Annotated in this window: 16 protein-coding genes and 1 tRNA gene; 9 read left to right on the top strand and 8 right to left on the bottom strand. The window is 62.9% G+C overall.

The annotated features are described in order from the left end of the window. Positions 1-73 precede the first annotated feature (73 nt). Positions 74-595 (top strand): flavin reductase, encoded by a 522-nt coding sequence (locus ACEXP3_RS12350; protein WP_377297528.1) that lies wholly within the window; start codon positions 74-76, stop codon positions 593-595. 168 nt (positions 596-763) lie between these two features. Here ACEXP3_RS12350 and ACEXP3_RS12355 read toward each other — a convergent pair. From ACEXP3_RS12355 to ACEXP3_RS12365, 3 genes are all read right to left on the bottom strand, one after another. Beyond that, positions 764-840, bottom strand: a tRNA-Arg gene (locus tag ACEXP3_RS12355). A 132-nt stretch (positions 841-972) separates the two neighbouring features. Next, positions 973-2418: an ATP-binding protein gene (locus ACEXP3_RS12360; protein WP_377297529.1), complete on the bottom strand. Its 1446-nt coding sequence runs from the start codon at positions 2416-2418 to the stop codon at positions 973-975. A gap of 212 nt (positions 2419-2630) precedes the next feature. Then, complete coding sequence (locus ACEXP3_RS12365; protein ID WP_377297530.1) at positions 2631-4697, bottom strand: methyl-accepting chemotaxis protein; 2067 nt, start codon at positions 4695-4697, stop codon at positions 2631-2633. Between the two features lie 341 nt (positions 4698-5038). On the opposite strand from ACEXP3_RS12365, the gene rpmH reads away from it, so the two are divergent. The 4 genes from rpmH (at position 5039) to yihA (ending at position 8199) form a co-directional block, all read left to right on the top strand. Beyond that, on the top strand, positions 5039-5173 hold the full coding sequence (gene rpmH, locus ACEXP3_RS12370; protein WP_137129837.1) for a 50S ribosomal protein L34: 135 nt from the start codon (positions 5039-5041) through the stop codon (positions 5171-5173). Between the two features lie 29 nt (positions 5174-5202). Next, a complete protein-coding gene (gene rnpA / locus ACEXP3_RS12375; RefSeq protein WP_210103692.1) occupies positions 5203-5595 on the top strand; it encodes a ribonuclease P protein component in 393 nt (130 codons plus the stop codon). Then, entirely contained in the window at positions 5595-7397 is a 1803-nt protein-coding gene (gene yidC, locus ACEXP3_RS12380) for a membrane protein insertase YidC (protein WP_377297531.1), read from the top strand. Before rnpA ends, yidC begins: the two co-directional genes overlap by 1 nt. A gap of 142 nt (positions 7398-7539) precedes the next feature. After that, complete coding sequence (yihA, locus tag ACEXP3_RS12385; protein ID WP_377297533.1) at positions 7540-8199, top strand: ribosome biogenesis GTP-binding protein YihA/YsxC; 660 nt, start codon at positions 7540-7542, stop codon at positions 8197-8199. Positions 8200-8323: 124 nt separating this feature from the next. On the opposite strand, the gene ACEXP3_RS12390 is transcribed toward yihA, so the two are convergent. The 3 genes from ACEXP3_RS12390 to ACEXP3_RS12400 form a co-directional block, all read right to left on the bottom strand. Next, positions 8324-8881 (bottom strand): fasciclin domain-containing protein, encoded by a 558-nt coding sequence (locus ACEXP3_RS12390; RefSeq protein ID WP_210103694.1) that lies wholly within the window; start codon positions 8879-8881, stop codon positions 8324-8326. 250 nt (positions 8882-9131) lie between these two features. Further along, positions 9132-9896, bottom strand: coding sequence for an anti-sigma factor (locus ACEXP3_RS12395; protein WP_377297535.1), 765 nt, complete (start codon positions 9894-9896; stop codon positions 9132-9134). Continuing rightward, positions 9893-10441, bottom strand: coding sequence for a sigma-70 family RNA polymerase sigma factor (locus ACEXP3_RS12400; RefSeq protein WP_377297536.1), 549 nt, complete (start codon positions 10439-10441; stop codon positions 9893-9895). The genes ACEXP3_RS12395 and ACEXP3_RS12400 overlap by 4 nt, the downstream gene beginning before the upstream one ends. A 137-nt stretch (positions 10442-10578) precedes the next feature. On the opposite strand from ACEXP3_RS12400, the gene argB reads away from it, so the two are divergent. Further along, positions 10579-11466, top strand: coding sequence for an acetylglutamate kinase (gene argB / locus ACEXP3_RS12405; RefSeq protein WP_377297537.1), 888 nt, complete (start codon positions 10579-10581; stop codon positions 11464-11466). A 9-nt stretch (positions 11467-11475) separates the two neighbouring features. Here the strand turns inward: argB and ACEXP3_RS12410 are convergent, their stop codons facing one another. Next, positions 11476-12378, bottom strand: a complete 903-nt coding sequence (locus ACEXP3_RS12410) for an EamA family transporter (RefSeq protein WP_210103698.1) — start codon at positions 12376-12378, stop codon at positions 11476-11478. 113 nt (positions 12379-12491) lie between these two features. Here ACEXP3_RS12410 and ACEXP3_RS12415 point away from each other — a divergent pair, with 113 nt between their 5' ends. Then, positions 12492-13202: a pyrimidine 5'-nucleotidase gene (locus tag ACEXP3_RS12415; protein WP_377297538.1), complete on the top strand. Its 711-nt coding sequence runs from the start codon at positions 12492-12494 to the stop codon at positions 13200-13202. A gap of 109 nt (positions 13203-13311) precedes the next feature. Beyond that, positions 13312-14004, top strand: coding sequence for an EF-hand domain-containing protein (locus tag ACEXP3_RS12420; protein ID WP_377297539.1), 693 nt, complete (start codon positions 13312-13314; stop codon positions 14002-14004). A 41-nt stretch (positions 14005-14045) separates the two neighbouring features. Here ACEXP3_RS12420 and ACEXP3_RS12425 read toward each other — a convergent pair whose 3' ends face one another. Beyond that, positions 14046-14927 carry an LOG family protein gene (locus ACEXP3_RS12425; protein WP_377297540.1) on the bottom strand — a complete coding sequence of 294 codons (882 nt, stop codon included), beginning with the start codon at positions 14925-14927 and terminating at the stop codon, positions 14046-14048. Positions 14928-15167: 240 nt separating this feature from the next. Here ACEXP3_RS12425 and dapD point away from each other — a divergent pair, with 240 nt between their 5' ends. Continuing rightward, positions 15168-16037: a 2,3,4,5-tetrahydropyridine-2,6-dicarboxylate N-succinyltransferase gene (gene dapD, locus ACEXP3_RS12430; RefSeq protein WP_377297541.1), complete on the top strand. Its 870-nt coding sequence runs from the start codon at positions 15168-15170 to the stop codon at positions 16035-16037. Positions 16038-16039 lie beyond the last annotated feature (2 nt).

Genomic DNA, 16039 nt, shown 5'->3' on the forward strand with positions numbered 1-16039 from the left:
TTCCTTGCCGGTGATTGAACTCCCGGCGCAAAAATGCCGTAGAGTGCCCCGTAGCTGCCTTCTGGAGAACTGCATGCCCGCTGCCACCGCCACCCCGGCCACTGCCCCGGCCCTCACCGATGAAGCTCGCCGCCTTGCCTTTCGCGATGCGATGGCACGGCTTGCCGCCGCCGTCACGATCGTGACGACCGACGGGCCGGGAGGGCGCGCAGGCTTTGCGGCCACCGCCGTCTGCAGCGTTTCCGACAATCCGCCGACGCTGATCGTCTGCCTCAACCGCGGCTCGTCGGCCTATGCGGCGGTGAAGGCCAATGCGGTTGTTTGCGTCAATGTTCTGTCAGCCGATCATATCGAGGTGAGCCGCCTCTTCGGCGGAAAGACGCCCGTCGACGAACGCTTTGCCGCCGCCAGCTGGTCCACCGGCGACACCGGCTGCCCCCGCCTCGACGACGCCCTTGCCTCCTTCGACTGCCGCATCCGCTCGGTGGCTGACGGCAGCACCCATGACGTTCTGTTCTGCGAGGTGGAGGCGATCCACTCCAGAACCGAGGGCCAGGCGCTCATTTATTTCAACCGGGATTATCGCACCGTCTGAACGCGGGCACGCAGGGGGATTAAGGGCGGCGAAGCAAAACTTTGCCGCCTTTTTGCTGTGCGCTCATCCGGCAACGTCGAACCGCATCGGCAAGCCGAACACGCAAAATCCGGTGCAGCTGAAGCTGAACCGGAGCGCAGATCGACGAAAATGTCACGAAAATAAGAATGGCGCACCCGAAGAGATTCGAACTCCTGACCCCCAGATTCGTAGTCTGGTGCTCTATCCAGCTGAGCTACGGGTGCTTGCCTCACCGACTGTCCGTCGGCGTTGGCGATCCTCTAAAGCCTCCTTGCGGGGATTGCAAGCGATTTTGCCGAACCACTTGTCATTTTGTTGAAACAACTTTTCAAGTCGTTGAAAAAACTAGGTAAATTTCAGGCGCGGACGCGATAGGCGTCCAGCGCCACCGGGCGATCGGGAATTTCGATGCGGAAAAGCGTGCCCGGACCGGGCTTTTCGACCAGCGCAATCGTGCCGCCATGGGCCAGCACCAGTTCGCGGGCAATGGCAAGGCCGAGACCGGTGCCACCGGAGCGGGCGGAGCCCCGGAAAGCGGCAAACAGGTTTTCGCGGGCCTTGCGCGGCATGCCGGGGCCGTTGTCGTCCACGGTGATGCTGACGACGCTGCCGACACGCTGGGCAGACAGGAAGATGCGATGCGGCTGCCCGTCCTCCGGCAGCGGCGCCTGCATCAGCGCCTGAACCGCATTGCGGCAGAGATTGTGGATGACCCGGAACAGCTGCTCGCTGTCGGCATCAACTTCCAGCGTCTCGTCGATCTGCTCGACGAATTCGATGCCGGCATCCGGATCGAGCGCCAGGATCTCGCGCACATCCTGGCACAGCCCGGCAAGGCGCAGCAGCCGGCGCCGGGGGGCGGCTTCCGAGGCCTGTCCATAGGCCAGCACCTCGTTGGTGTAGCCGACGGCCCGGTCGATGGTGCGCAGCAGCTTGGGCGCGAAGCTTCGCACCATCGGATCCTCCACATCCACGAGCCGGTCCGACATCAGCTGCGCCGAAGCCAGGATGTTGCGCATGTCGTGGTTGATCTTGGAGACGGCAAGGCCAAGGTCGGCGAGGTTCTTCTGCTGCTTCAGAGTGCGCTGCAGCTGGCGCTGCATGGCGGCCAGATGGTGGCCCGCCACCTCAAGTTCTCCCTTGGCGCGGCCGGGCACGAAGACGCGGGCCGGATCCTCCGGGTGTTCGGAAAACACCTGCATGCCATGGGTCAGGCGCCGGATGGGCCCGATCATCATGCGATTGATGGCAAGATAGATCAGAAAGGCGGTGACCAGCGAAATCAGCAGCGAAATGACGAACATCAGCCGCGAGAAGGCGATCATCGCCTTGCGCAGCGTGTCGTCATTCATCACCAGCTCGATGATCATGTCGGTATCATTGATCGGGCCATAGACCCGCATGGCGCGGCCGCCGCCGAAAATCAGCGTGTCGAGCGCATTGGTCATGGCACCCAGCGGCGTCTCGTGGGCAAGGTCCACCTGCACGTCCACCTGCGGGGGAACATCGATGGCGGCGAGAAGACGCGAGGTGCCGTCCTTGCGCAGCGCCAGAACCTTCGTGCCGGTGGCAAGCAGCGTGTCCTGCTGCACTTCCCGTGGCAGTTCGGCCGGCTGCAGCCCGTCGATGACGATGCCGGCGGCAGCGGCGGTATCCAGCCGGTCGCGCAGCCAGGTGGTGCGCATCACCGAAATCGAGGGGACGAAGATCAGGATTTCGGCAAACATGACGAACATGACGGTCAGCCAGAGAAGCCGTCCCGACAGGCCGCGAAAGCGCCGGGGCATTGGCTGAAGAGGCATATCCAACCCCTCTGCCGAGTGCGTCCCCAGCGGGGCGGAGCCCTCCGCCTCGTTCATCATGCGGATCTCCGTTCCGTCCATGCGCCAGCGCGGCAGGTTCCTGCAGCGCCTGTTATCATCCGTATAATAAAGATGCCCGAGCGCTTTTTCCAGCCCTCGGGCATGTCCGTCGTTTCAGAGGGGCGCAACGGGCGTTTTGAGCCGCTGCGGCATCAGAATTCCTCCCAGTTTTCCCCACGCGGAGAAGCGGCGGCGGCGGCGGCAGGTGCGGCGCCAATGGCGCGCGCAAGGTTGCCCATGATGCGGCGGGCCGGCGAGGCCTTGGGCGCTGCGCGCTCGTCTGCCACGTGGATGGCGGGAGCACGGGCGGGTGCCGGGCGGGCGGGGCCGGCGTCAAAGCTGCGGCGCGCGGCATCGCCGCCTTCGCCGATGTTGAAATGCGACAGCAGCGAGAACAGCCCATCGGCTTCCTGGGACAGCTTGTGGGTGGCCGCCGAGGTTTCCTCCACCATGGCCGCGTTCCTCTGCGTCACCTGGTCCATCTGGTTGACGGCGGTGTTGACCTCGTGCAGGCCGGTTGCCTGCTCGCGGGCGGCCGTTGCGATCGAGTGGATATGGTCGTTGATGCCGAGAACGCGGCTTTCGATCTCGTGCAGCGATTCGCCCGTCTTCTGGACAAGCTTGACGCCGCCGGCCACTTCCTCGCCGGATTTGGTGATCAGCGCCTTGATATCCTTGGCGGCATTGGCCGAGCGCTGGGCAAGTTCGCGCACTTCCTGGGCGACCACGGCAAAGCCCTTGCCGGCTTCACCGGCGCGGGCGGCTTCCACGCCGGCATTGAGCGCCAGGAGGTTGGTCTGGAAGGCGATCTCGTCGATGACGTTGATGATCTGCGAAATCTCGCGCGAGGCCTGTTCGATGCGGCCCATGGCGGCAACCGCATCGCGCACGACGACGGCGGACTGGGCCGCACTTTCCTTGGCTTCGCCCACCATGCTGCTGGCCTCCTGGGCCCGCTCCGTGGAGGACTTGACGACGGCGGTGATCTCGTCGAGCGCAGCAGACGTCTGCTCGAGGGCCGCCGCCTGCTGCTCGGTGCGCTTCGACAGGTCGTCGGCGGCTGCACGCAATTCGCCGGCATTGCCGTTGATCGTGCCTGCGGCACTGCGGATTTCGCCCATCGTGTTGCGCAGGTTGAGGATCGCCTCGTTGACATTGCGCTGCAGCTCGGCAAAGGCGCCACGGAAGCTGCCATGCATGGTGTCGGTGAGGTCGCCGGCGGCAAGGCGCTTCAGGATCTGGCCGGTCTGGGTGAGGCCGCCATCGACGGTCGCCAGCAGCTGGTCGACATTGCGGGCGAACCGATCGAGGCCCTCGTCGCCGAACTGCTTGTCGATCCGGGCGGTAAAATCGCCCTCGGCAGCAGCAGCCACGACGGCTGCCATGCGCGTCTGCAGGTCGTCAGAGCGGGCGCGCGACACGCCTTCTTCGGCGTTCATGCGCTGCACCGCGATACCGTTCTGCTTGAACACCTCGACGGCCGAGGCCATTTCGCCGATCTCGTCCTTCTGCCCGACCCCGGGGACGGCCGTGGCAAAATCGCCCGAAGCAATGCGCTTCATCGCATCGGTCAGAGCAAGGATCGGCACGATCAGCGAACGGCGGCTGATGATGGCGGCAAGGCCGGTGCCCAGCGCCACGCCTGTAACCGTAATGACGGCGATCAACAGGAACAGCGTGTCTCCGAACTGATCGATGCCCTTGCTCACCTCGTCCAGTTCTGCGCGGTCCTGGCCGACGATGGTGTCGATTTCCTGCTGGAAGGCCTTGCGGTTGTTCCGGTTGGCTTCGTTATTGCCCTGCTTGTTGGCAGCCTCGGGTCCTTCAGTCTTGCCAAGCCGAACGGTCTCGGAACGGAACGCCTTGAATTCCTCCGCCCGCTTTACCATCGCCTCAAAGGATGCTTGCTGCGCGGCCGGCACCATCGGGCGCCATTTTGCCAGGAGCGCATCGATCTGCGAGAGGTTCTTCAACAGGCCCTCGCCGAACTTGACGGTTTCCTCAGGCGTTTTGGACGCGTAGATACCGCGGGATTCCATCACCACGCTGGTGACCAGCCGGTTGAGGTTTTCCCCCATGTAGGCGCGGTCTGCATCCGAATGAAACACCGCAATGCGGCGGCCGTACTCGGAGATTGCAAACAGCGATGTTGCGCCCAAGATGAGGGCCACCAGCCCCATCATGCCGACCAGCAAGTTGATTTTGCCCCTGATTTTCATAGATCACCCTTCACCAGCACTGGACCCTTGAGGCTTCACGCCTTTCCAGTTGTCGAATATTCGCATAGAGGAATTAAAGAAGGCTTGAAGTTGCGCGACACGGGAACACGGGGCGCATCCACCGGTGGAACAGGCCCTTTCGCCGCCGACAAAGGCCTGCAGCGGCGCGCGGAAAAGCCCGGCGCCAATTGACTTTTGCGATGGCTTGCTCTTATAAGCCGCCCACGTCCGGCTTTCGCAGGCGCGCGCGAGCGTGTTCCTGTGCCGATACGTTATCCAGCAACGCTCTTGTCCTCTAGAAGGACAAACCCAAGAAGGGCCGCACACCGCGGTATTAAAAAATGAAGCGTACCTACCAACCGTCCAAGCTTGTTCGCAAGCGTCGCCACGGCTTCCGCGCCCGCATGGCAACCAAGGGTGGCCGCAAGGTCCTGTCTGCCCGTCGCGCACGCGGCCGTCAGAGCCTGTCGGCCTAAGGCCGGCATGCCCGGCGACCGTGCCGGAAATGACGACTGAAGACCAGAAGACGAAAACTGTCGGGCGGCTGAAAAGCCGGCCGCAGTTTCTTGCTGTCCGGGATGGCGAAAAACGCCGCGGGCGCCTCTTCCTCATGGAAGTGCTCGACCGCAAGGAACCGGAAGGCGGTCCCCGTGTCGGTTTCACGGTGACCAAGAAGCAGGGCAATGCCGTCGAGCGCAATCGTATGCGGCGGCGGTTGCGCGAGGCAGTGCGGCTTTCCGGCGGCGCTGCAATGAAAGACGGTCATGACTATGTCATTGTCGCCCGACGCGAGATGCTGAACGCATCCTTCGCCGACATCACGGCGGCGCTTTCCGAACGCCTGGGAAGCCGACCGAAACACAAGCGGTCCGAGGAGACCCGTTCCAGGAAAGCATGATGGAAAAGAACCGCAATTACTTCATCGCGATCGCGCTCTCGGTGCTGATCGTTCTTGCCTGGCAGTTCCTCTACATGAACCCGAGGATGCAAGCGCAGCAGCGCGCCGAAGAGGCGCGACGCGCGCAGGTTGAACAGCAGCAGGCTGCAAACCCGCAGCCGGCCAATCCGACGGTGGGCGGCACCGCCAATGGCACGCTGCCCGGCTCCACCCAGGCCCCGGCAGCCGCCACCCGCGAACAGGCGCTTGCCCGCTCGGCCCGCGTTGCCATCGATACGCCCGCCCTTGCCGGCTCGATCAACCTGACCGGCGCTCGCTTCGATGACCTGAAGCTGCGCGATTATACCGAGACCGTCGACCCGAAGAGCCCGACGATCACGCTGCTGTCGCCCGCCGACACCAAGGACGGCTATTTCACCGAAGTGGGCTATATCGCCGGCGACACGTCCGGCACCGTGCCCGGGCCCGGCACAGTCTGGACGCTGGCCTCCGGTGACAAGCTGACGACGACGACCCCGGTGACGCTCTCCTTCACCAACGACAAGGGCGTGGTGTTCAACCGCACCATCTCCGTCGACGACCATTACATGCTGACGATCACCGACAAGATCGACAACCCGACGGGCGATGCCATCAGTCTTGCAAGCTATGGCCGCGTGACGCGCTACAACAAGCCGGCAACGCCCTCCGTCTACGTCATCCATGAAGGCTTCCTCGGCGTCCTGGGCGCCCAGAGCGGCCTGTCTGAGCACAGCTACAGCAGCATCGAGAAGGAAGCCTCGGTCAATGCCAAGGCCACCGGCGGCTGGCTCGGCATCACCGACAAATACTGGGCCTCGACGATCGTTCCGCCGCAGCAGCTGCCGTATGAATCGCGCTTTACGCATTTCACCGACGGCCAGCCGCGCTACCAGGCCGACTACAAGACCGATGCGGTCACCATCGCGCCCGGCCAGTCGACACAGCTGAAGAACCTCGTCTTTGCCGGCGCCAAGGAAGTGCCGCTGGTCGATGGCTACGAACAGAGCTATTCGATCCCGCGCTTCGACCTTCTGATCGATTGGGGATGGTTCTACTTCATCACCAAGCCGATGTTCAAACTGATGGACTTCTTCTTCCGCTACTTCGGCAATTTCGGCGTGGCGATCCTGTGCACCACCATCGTCGTGAAGGCGCTGTTCTTCCCGCTGGCCAGCAAGCAATATGCCTCGATGGCCGCCATGAAGCGCGTCCAGCCGAAAATGGCCGAGCTGAAGGAGAAGCATGGCGACGACCGCATGGCGCTGCAGCAGTCGATGATGCAGCTTTACAAGGAAGAAAAGATCAACCCGATTGCCGGCTGCTGGCCGGTGGTCCTGCAGATCCCGATCTTCTTCTCGCTCTACAAGGTCATCTACGTCACCATCGAAATGCGCCACGCGCCTTTCTTCGGCTGGATCCAGGACCTTTCGGCTCCGGACCCGACCTCGCTGTTCAACCTGTTCGGCCTTCTGCCCTATGACGTGCCGCATGCGCTGATGATTGGCGTCTGGCCGATCATCATGGGCATCACCATGTTCCTGCAGATGCGCATGAACCCGACGCCGCCGGACCCGACCCAGGCGATGATCTTCACCTGGATGCCGCTGGTCTTCACCTTCATGCTGTCGTCCTTCCCAGCCGGTCTCGTCATCTACTGGGCTTGGAACAACACGCTGTCGATCACGCAGCAGGCGCTGATCATGAAGCGCCACGGCGCCAAGGTGGAACTCATTGACAACATCAAGGGCCTGTTCAAGCGAAAACCGGCCGAGACGAAATAGCCGAAATCGTTCGAGACCCCGGCCTTGCCGGGGTCTTGTCGTTTCAGGATACGGTCAATCGGCGCCTGGCGCTTCAAGCTTGACATTACCGGCCAAAAGCATGAAGCCGGACCTTCAAAACAGACAAATGGCGATAAACGACATGGCGACAGATCAGAATTTCGAGGAAAGACCGCTTTTCGGCCGGCCGTGGGTTTTCATCCGCGGCGTTCCCGCGATGAAATTCCTGCCGCCGGAAGGGCCGCTGGAAGTAGCCTTTGCGGGCCGATCGAATGTCGGCAAATCCTCGCTGATCAATGCGCTGGTCGGCCAGAAGGGTTTGGCGCGCACCTCCAATACGCCGGGTCGCACCCAGGAGCTCAACTATTTCGTGCCCGACGGCTATTCCGGCGCCGGTGACGACCTGCCGCCCATGGCACTCGTCGACATGCCCGGCTACGGCTATGCGCAGGCGCCGAAGGACATGGTCGACAACTGGACGAAACTGGTCTTCGATTACCTGCGCGGGCGGGCCACGCTGAAGCGCGTCTATGTGCTGATCGACAGCCGCCACGGCATCAAGAAGAACGATGACGAAGTGCTCGACCTTCTCGACAAGGCCGCCGTGTCCTACCAGATCGTGCTGACCAAGACCGACAAGATCAAGCCGCCGGCGGTCGTGCGGCTGCTGGCCGAGACGCAGGAAAAGATCCGCAAGCACCCGGCCGCCTATCCGGAAGTCCTGTCGACATCCTCGGAAAAGTCCGAGGGGCTGGATGAGTTGCGGCAGGCCATTGGGCTGACCGTCGGAAAACCGGCCTGACGGACTTCAGGGGACGACAAGGAAAGCCGCCAGACCGGCAGCGGCGCCACGAACGTCAGAGCTGACGTGTCTCGCGGCGCCGTTTCTCAAGGCCTCACCCGGGCGGTGATGGCCGATTTGTTCGTTACATCTTCGGCAGCAGCACGTGGTCGATCACATGGATCACGCCGTTCGACTGCTTGACATCGGCGATCGTGACATGGGCGACACCGCCGGCTTCGTCGGTCAGTGTGATCTTGCCCTTGGCTTCCTTGGCCTTCAGCACGCAGCCGCCGACCGTCTTGACGTCATGCTCGCCGCCATCGTCCTTGATCATCTTTTCGATGGCCTTCGACATGGCATCGGCCGCCACCACGTGGCAGGTGAGGATCTTGGTCAGCTGAGCCTTGTTCTCCGGCTTCAGCAGCGTATCGACCGTGCCCTTCGGCAGCTTGGCGAAGGCTTCATTGGTCGGCGCAAACACCGTGAACGGCCCCTTGCCTTCCAGCGTCTCGACAAGACCCGCCGCCTTGACCGCCGCCACCAGCGTGGTGTGGTCCTTCGAATTCATGGCATTTTCGACGATGTTCTTGTTTTCATACATCGCCGCGCCGCCAACTTTCGGATTGGCGGCCTGGGTGGCGACGGCGCTTGCGGACAGAAGGGCAACGATTGCGACGCTGCGCAGGGCAGTCTTCAACATGGGGCTTTCCTCTTCCTCTAACCTTGAGACGGCCGGGCTTTGTGCCGCAGCCTCCGTCCCCGTCATCGGGGACATCAGCAAGGACGAGGGGAAAGACGAAAGAGTTTCAGCACCGCCGGCAAAAAGGTGATGCGGCATTGAACGGCCCAGTTGGCGCGCGACCCGTCTGGCAGGCAGCCTTGCGAACCGGCCGGCCAGCTCACGCTTCGACCGGCCCCGAACGAGCATCGGGGGCCGGCGGGAGGGGGAATCAGGGCATCTGCGCCTTGCCAAGCGCGAGAACCGGGCCGGTCGGTGCGCCGCTCGGCGAGCCGCCATAGGGTTCGAGGCTGACGGCCAGTGTCACGCCATCCTTCAGCTTCGGTCGAAGGGCCTGCGGCACGGCAAGCTCCCCCTCGCCCGATTGCGGCAGGATGCCGAGCGAGACGGCCGGATCGTTGCCGTCGATCACCCAGAGTTCCAGCGAATGCGGCTGGTCGCCAGCGGTGGCGACAGGCGTGAGGCGCAAGAGACCGTCGCCGGCACTGTAGCGCGCAATCAGGCTTACCGCATTGTTCTGGCCTGCGAGTTCTGCAAGCGGGCGAAGCGGGGCCGGTTGCCGCTGACCGGACCGGCCAGCGTCCGGTGCGCCGGGCAGCGGCGCCACGAACGTAAAGAACATCGTGCCGGCAAATAGGAAGATGGAGGCAAGCGCAAGCGTGCGCCAGAAGGCAAGCGAGCCCCAAAGTCCGGCAAACGTGCTGGTTCTCGATGCAAGTGCGCGGCGTCGGGTGGCAAGCACCCGGCGCTCCACCATCGGCAGGATGAAGTCGGGCGGTGCGATCGCCTCATATTCGTCGTTGAGCGGCGAAAGATTCTCTTCCCAGCGGGCGACGATGGCGGCAAAGGGGCGGTCGCGACGGATGCGCGCCTCCACCCGTGCGCGGCTTTCTGCCGACAGCACGCCCAGCACATATTCACCGGCAAGAACCTCGTCGCGGGCGCGGTCGCCTTCGCTCTGGTCAGGATTGCTCATCGCTCCATGCACTCTCTCAACGACAACAGGCTTCGCCTCAGCCAAGTGCGCATGGTGTTCAGGGGAACAGCATGACGCTTTGCCAGTTCCTGGTAGCTCAGCCCCTCCACATAGGCACTTTTGACAGCCTCGGCGCGCTGAGGATCCAACTCTTGCATGCACCTGTCAATGCGCCTTCCCTCGCCTTTGATGACGGCGGTGCTTTCCGGGTCCGGGGCATCATCTGGAAATTGCTGCGCCCCCTCCTCCAGGCTGTCGGAGGCGGGACGGCGGGCGCGCAACACGTCGATGGCATGGTTGCGCGCGATCGCACACAGCCAGGGCATCGGCCCGACATTGGAGCCGGCAAAGCGCTGGGCATTGCGCCAGATTTTCACATAAACCTCCTGCAGCGCATCCTGCGCATCCTCGCGATCCTTGAGGATACGAAGGCAGACGCCAAAAAGTTTTGGCGAGGTTTTTTCATAGACCGCCCGGAAGGCGTCACCATCCTTCAGCGCAATCTGCGCCACCAGGTGGGAAAGCTCCGCATCACTGCTTTTCACGTGGTCGGCCTCCCGGCATTGCAGCCTGTCTTTTTTGACGTCATCGTGACACTTACGCTCATTTGTTGGCGCCGGATTATTTCCTCTGTCAAAAACATGCGTTACAAGGCCGCACCTGAGGTTCCAGAGGTAATTCGATGTCCCCTTCCGAAAGTGAGATGCAGGCGCAGCTGCTCGCGCAGGCGCTGCCCTTCATGCAGCGTTACGAGAACAAGACCATCGTCGTGAAATATGGCGGCCATGCCATGGGCGATGCGGCGCTTGGCAAGGCCTTTGCCGAAGACATCGCGCTTTTGAAGCAGTCGGGCGTCAACCCGATCGTGGTTCATGGCGGCGGCCCGCAGATCGGCGCCATGCTGTCGAAAATGGGCATCGAGTCGAAATTCGAGGGTGGCCTGCGCGTGACGGACCAGAAGACGGTGGAGATCGTCGAAATGGTGCTGGCCGGTTCCATCAACAAGGAAATCGTCGCCCTCATCAACCAGACCGGCGAATGGGCGATCGGGCTTTGCGGCAAGGACGGCAACATGGTGTTTGCCGAAAAGGCCCGCAAGACCGTCATCGATCCGGACTCCAACATCGAACGTGTGCTCGATCTCGGTTTCGTCGGCGAAGTGGTCGAAGTCGACCGCACGCTGCTTGATCTTCTGGCCAAGTCCGAAATGATCCCGGTGATTGCCCCGGTCGCTCCCGGCCGCGACGGCGCGACCTATAACATCAATGCCGATACGTTTGCCGGCGCGATTGCCGGCGCGCTGCGCGCCGACCGCCTGCTGTTCCTGACCGACGTTCCGGGCGTGCTCGACCGCGACAAGAACCTCATCAAGGAACTGTCGGTTGCCCAGGCACAGGCACTCATCAAGGACGGCACGATTTCCGGCGGCATGATCCCGAAGGTCGAAACCTGCATCGACGCCATCCGCGCCGGCGTGCAGGGCGTCGTCATCCTGAACGGCAAGACGTCCCATTCGGTGCTGCTCGAAATCTTCACCGAAGGCGGTGCCGGAACGCTGATCGTTCCCTGACCTCAGACGTCAGAGAAACAGAAGACCGAGGATGCCTGCAACGATCAGCAGGCATCCCAGAACCTCCAGCCGGTTGATCTTCTCGTGGAAGAGGAAGACCGAGGCCATGAAGGTGAAGACCAGCTCGATCTGGCCGAGCGCCCGCACATAGGCCACCTGTTGCAGGGTCATCGCCGTAAACCACCCGGCAGAGCCGACCACGCCCGCAAGCCCCACCAGCGCAGACGTTCTCCACGAACGGATGACCTTGCCGATTTCGCTTCGGTCCGTCGCCAGCATCCAGAAGAGCATGAACAGCGTCTGGAAGCCGGTGACGAAAGCCAGCGTAAAGCCTGCCTGCATCACGGCGTTCGGCCCATCGAGCGACAGCGACGCCGAACGATAGGCCACCGCCGAAATGCCGAACACGGCCCCGGATGCAATGCCGATCAAGGCCGTGCGGGTGGCGAGCGAACGGAAGAGGCCGGAAAAGGTCAGCGGCGAGCGCGCCACCGAAATCGTCATCACGCCGACAATGCCGATGAGGATCGCCACGAGTGTCCCAAGGCTCAAGCGTTCGCCCAGAATGACGAGGCCGAAGAGCGCCGCTTGCATCGGTTCGGTCTTGGAATAGGCCGTCCCGACGGTAAAATTGCGCAGCGAAAACAGGTAGACCAGCATGATGGTCGCATAGATCTGCGCAAGCCCGCCGATGATCGACCAGACGGCAAAGCCGAGTGTCGGCTGCGGCAGGCGGAAACCGCCGAAGAGATGCAGGCCGGCGACATAGAGTACGGCGACCGGAAAGCCGTAACCGAAGCGCACAAAACTTGCGCCGCGCGTGCCGAGCGAGCCCTGCAGGTGCTTTTGCAAGGCCGAGCGCAAATTCTGCAAAAAGGCGGCGGCAATGGTGATGGGGATCCAGAGTTCCATTCCGTGGCGCTAGCATGCGGCCCGTGCACCCGCCAAGGCCACCTCGGGCCGGAACGGTTCGGCTTACGGCCGGATGGCTTTTCTTTCCGTGGCGGGCGGTGCATAAAGCCGCCATGCCACAGCTCAACGCCACGCCCGACCCCGCCGATTTCGCCCATGTCCGTGACTGGGTCTTCGACCTCGACAACACGCTCTATCCGCATCACGTCAATCTGTTTGCGCAGATCGACCGCAACATGACGGCCTTCGTGGCGGAACTCCTGCAGATGGAGCCGCAGGAGGCACGGGTTCTCCAGAAGCGCTATTATCACGAGCACGGAACAACCCTGAAAGGCCTGATGGTGCATCACGGCATCGATCCGAACGCGTTCCTCGAGCGGGCGCATGCCATCGACTATTCCGCCCTTCTGCCGCATCCGGAACTGGGCGAGGCGATCAAGGCGCTGCCGGGGCGCAAGTTCATCTTTACCAACGGCACCGTTTCGCATGCGCAGGCGGCAGCAAGAGCGCTCGGCATTCTCGATCAGTTCGATGATATCTTCGACATCGTGGCGGCCGATTACGTGCCGAAACCCGCCGGCGCCACCTATGACAAGTTCGCCAGCCTCAACCGCGTAGATACGCGCCATGCAGCGATGTTCGAGGATCTGCCGCGCAATCTCGAAGTGCCCCGCGCGCTTGGCATGAAGACCGTGCTGATGGTGCCGCGCAATCTCGGTGATTTCATCATCGAACGCTGGGAACAGGCGCAGGACGAGGACCCCAACGTCGATTACATGACCGACGACCTGGTGGCCTTCCTCGGCGCCATCCTTCAACGCTGACGGCAAAACATTACCAAAGCTTCATTAGAGATTACCGATGTTTAAGTGGTGAAGGCGGGCAAGCAGCCCTAGCTTGGTGTCAAGACAACAAGCAGAAGGATGCATGTCTATGACGATCAAGAAACTCGCTCTCGCAGCCCTTGGCGCGACATTCCTCGTCGGGGCAGCCGCGCCAAGCTTTGCAGCACCCGAGGGGCGGCCCCATCACGGTCCCGGCCGGCCCGGCCCCGAGCGCGCCATGATGCGGGACATGATGTTCATTCGTCTGCTGAAGGAAGCCGACACCAACAAGGATGGCAAGATCACCCGCGAAGAAGTGACGGCCTGGGGTGATCGCCTGTTTGCGGCAGCCGACGAAAACAAGGACGGCGTGCTGACGCCGGGCGAACTGCGCAAGTACCACGAGGCGCGCATGGAAGAGTGGCGTGAAAAGCGCCGCGCCGAACGCGCCGCCGAGCCGAAGGGTCCAGGCGCCGAGCCGGACGAAATGGCCGATGACGAAGGCGGCCCGCCACCGCCGCCGGAAGCCGGTGGCCCGCGCGGCCCCGGTGGACTCGATGCCATGAAGCATGACGGCGGCCCCCGCGGCGAAGGTCCCCGTGGCCCGCATGGACGGCATCACGGCATGGGTCCGCGCGGCATGATGCCGATGATGGCCCTCATTCACATGGCCGACACGGACGAGAACGGCCAGATCAGCAAGGCCGAGGCAACGGCGGCCATCGACAAGCTGTTTGACCGCATGGATCGCAACAAGGACGGCGTCATCACCATCGACGACCTGCCGGACCGCCCGTTCTGATCCCCGGCTTCAATTTCTGAAGAAAGGATATGGCCCGCCCCTCACCGCGAGGGAGCGGGCTTTTCCATGTCGTAGAAATCGGCCATCACCTGCCACGCCTCCTCGGCGGTTTCGACGAAATTCAAGAGCTCGATGTCTTCCGGCGCAATGGTGCCGAAATCGGCCAGCGCCTGGAAATCGATGATCTTGTGCCAGAATTTCTCGCCGAACAGGATGAGCGGGATGCGCGCCATGCGCCGCGTCTGGATGAGCGTGACGGCCTCGAACAGCTCGTCCAGCGTGCCAAAACCGCCCGGAAACACCGCAATTGCCCGCGCCCGCATGAGGAAATGCATCTTGCGGATGGCGAAATAGTGGAAGTTGAAGCTGAGGGCCGGCGTGACATAGGGGTTTGGCGCCTGCTCGTGCGGCAGAAGAATGTTCAGCCCGATCGTCGGGGCCCCCGCTTCCGAAGCGCCGCGATTGCCGGCCTCCATCACGCCGGGGCCACCGCCGGTCACCACGACATATTCCTGATGGCCGTGAAGGGCAGACTCCTGCGCACAGAGCGCGGCAAACTTGCGCGCCTCCTCGTAATAGGTCGAGGCCGCGGTCAGGTTCTTGCGCTGCACCTCGTTGCGGGCAGCCCAGGGCTCGGTGCCGGGGGCCGGGATGCGCGCGCCGCCGAAGAGAACGACGGTGGACTTGATGCCCATTTCGGTGAGCGTCATTTCCGGCTTCAGCAGCTCCAGCTGCAGGCGCACGGGGCGCAACTCGTCCCGGCAGAGAAAATCCTCGTCCACATAGGCCAGCCGATAGGAGGGCGATTCCGACTGCGGCGTCTTGGGGATGGCGCGGGCACGCAGCTTGTCGACGGAGCTGTCCTTCAGCGGATCGAAGACACCACCCTTGCGTCTCGTCGCGTCGTTCTTTCCTGCGGCCATCTGTCGTGTCCTTCGCAATCCTGCTGTCACTGTCTCGTTCTATCCGCAATGGATTGAGGAAGTGTGCGGTTCCCCATTCACATGCGATGCATTGCTGCGTTTCGCCGGGCGGGTCTTCGTGCCGGCACGCCAAACCACATTGACGCTTAAGTGGCGGTCGCTTAGAGCAAAAGGCAAGAATTTGCCAGCCGGCAGCGCGCTTGCCCTCATCACGATCCGTGTGACATCCAAGGACCCCCCATGACCAGCCCCGAGCCCAAGGACTTCTCCTCCCTCGAAGCGACCATCGAACAGGCCTTCGACAACCGCGATAGCGTCAACCTTGGCACCAAAGGCGAGATCCGCGATGCCGTCGAGGCAGCCCTGAACCTTCTCGACGCCGGCACGCTGCGGGTTGCCGCGCGCGGCGCAGACGGCCAGTGGACGGTTCACCAGTGGCTGAAGAAGGCCGTTCTCCTCTCCTTCCGCCTCAACGACATGGAAGTGGTGAAGGGCGGCCCCGGCGCCTCCACCTGGTGGGACAAGGTGCCGTCGAAATTCGAAGGCTGGGGCGAAAACCAGTTCCGCGCCGCCGGCTTCCGCGCCGTGCCGAATGCGGTCGTGCGCCGCTCGGCCTATGTCTCCAAGGGCGTCGTGCTGATGCCGTCCTTCGTCAATCTCGGCGCCTATGTCGGTGAAAACACCATGGTCGACACCTGGGCGACCGTCGGCTCCTGCGCGCAGATCGGTTCGAACGTTCACCTGTCCGGCGGCGTCGGCATCGGCGGCGTTCTGGAACCCCTGCAGGCCGGCCCCACGATCATCGAGGACAATTGCTTCATCGGCGCCCGCTCGGAAGTGGTCGAAGGCTGCATCATCCGCGAGGGTTCGGTTCTCGGCATGGGCGTCTATATCGGCAAGTCGACCAAGATCGTCGATCGCGCCACGGGCGAGGTCATGTATGGCGAAGTGCCGCCCTATTCGGTCGTTGTTGCCGGCTCCATGCCGTCCGCCAACGCCACCATGGGCAACGGCCTTCCCGCCCCGCATCTCTACTGCGCCGTCATCGTCAAGCGCGTCGATGAAAAGACCCGCTCGAAGACCGGCATCAACGAGCTGCTGCGCGACTGACC

The sequence above is a fragment of the Neorhizobium fuzhouense genome (genome assembly GCF_042611105.1).
In the GTDB taxonomy this organism is placed as follows: Bacteria; Pseudomonadota; Alphaproteobacteria; order Rhizobiales; family Rhizobiaceae; genus Neorhizobium; species Neorhizobium galegae_A.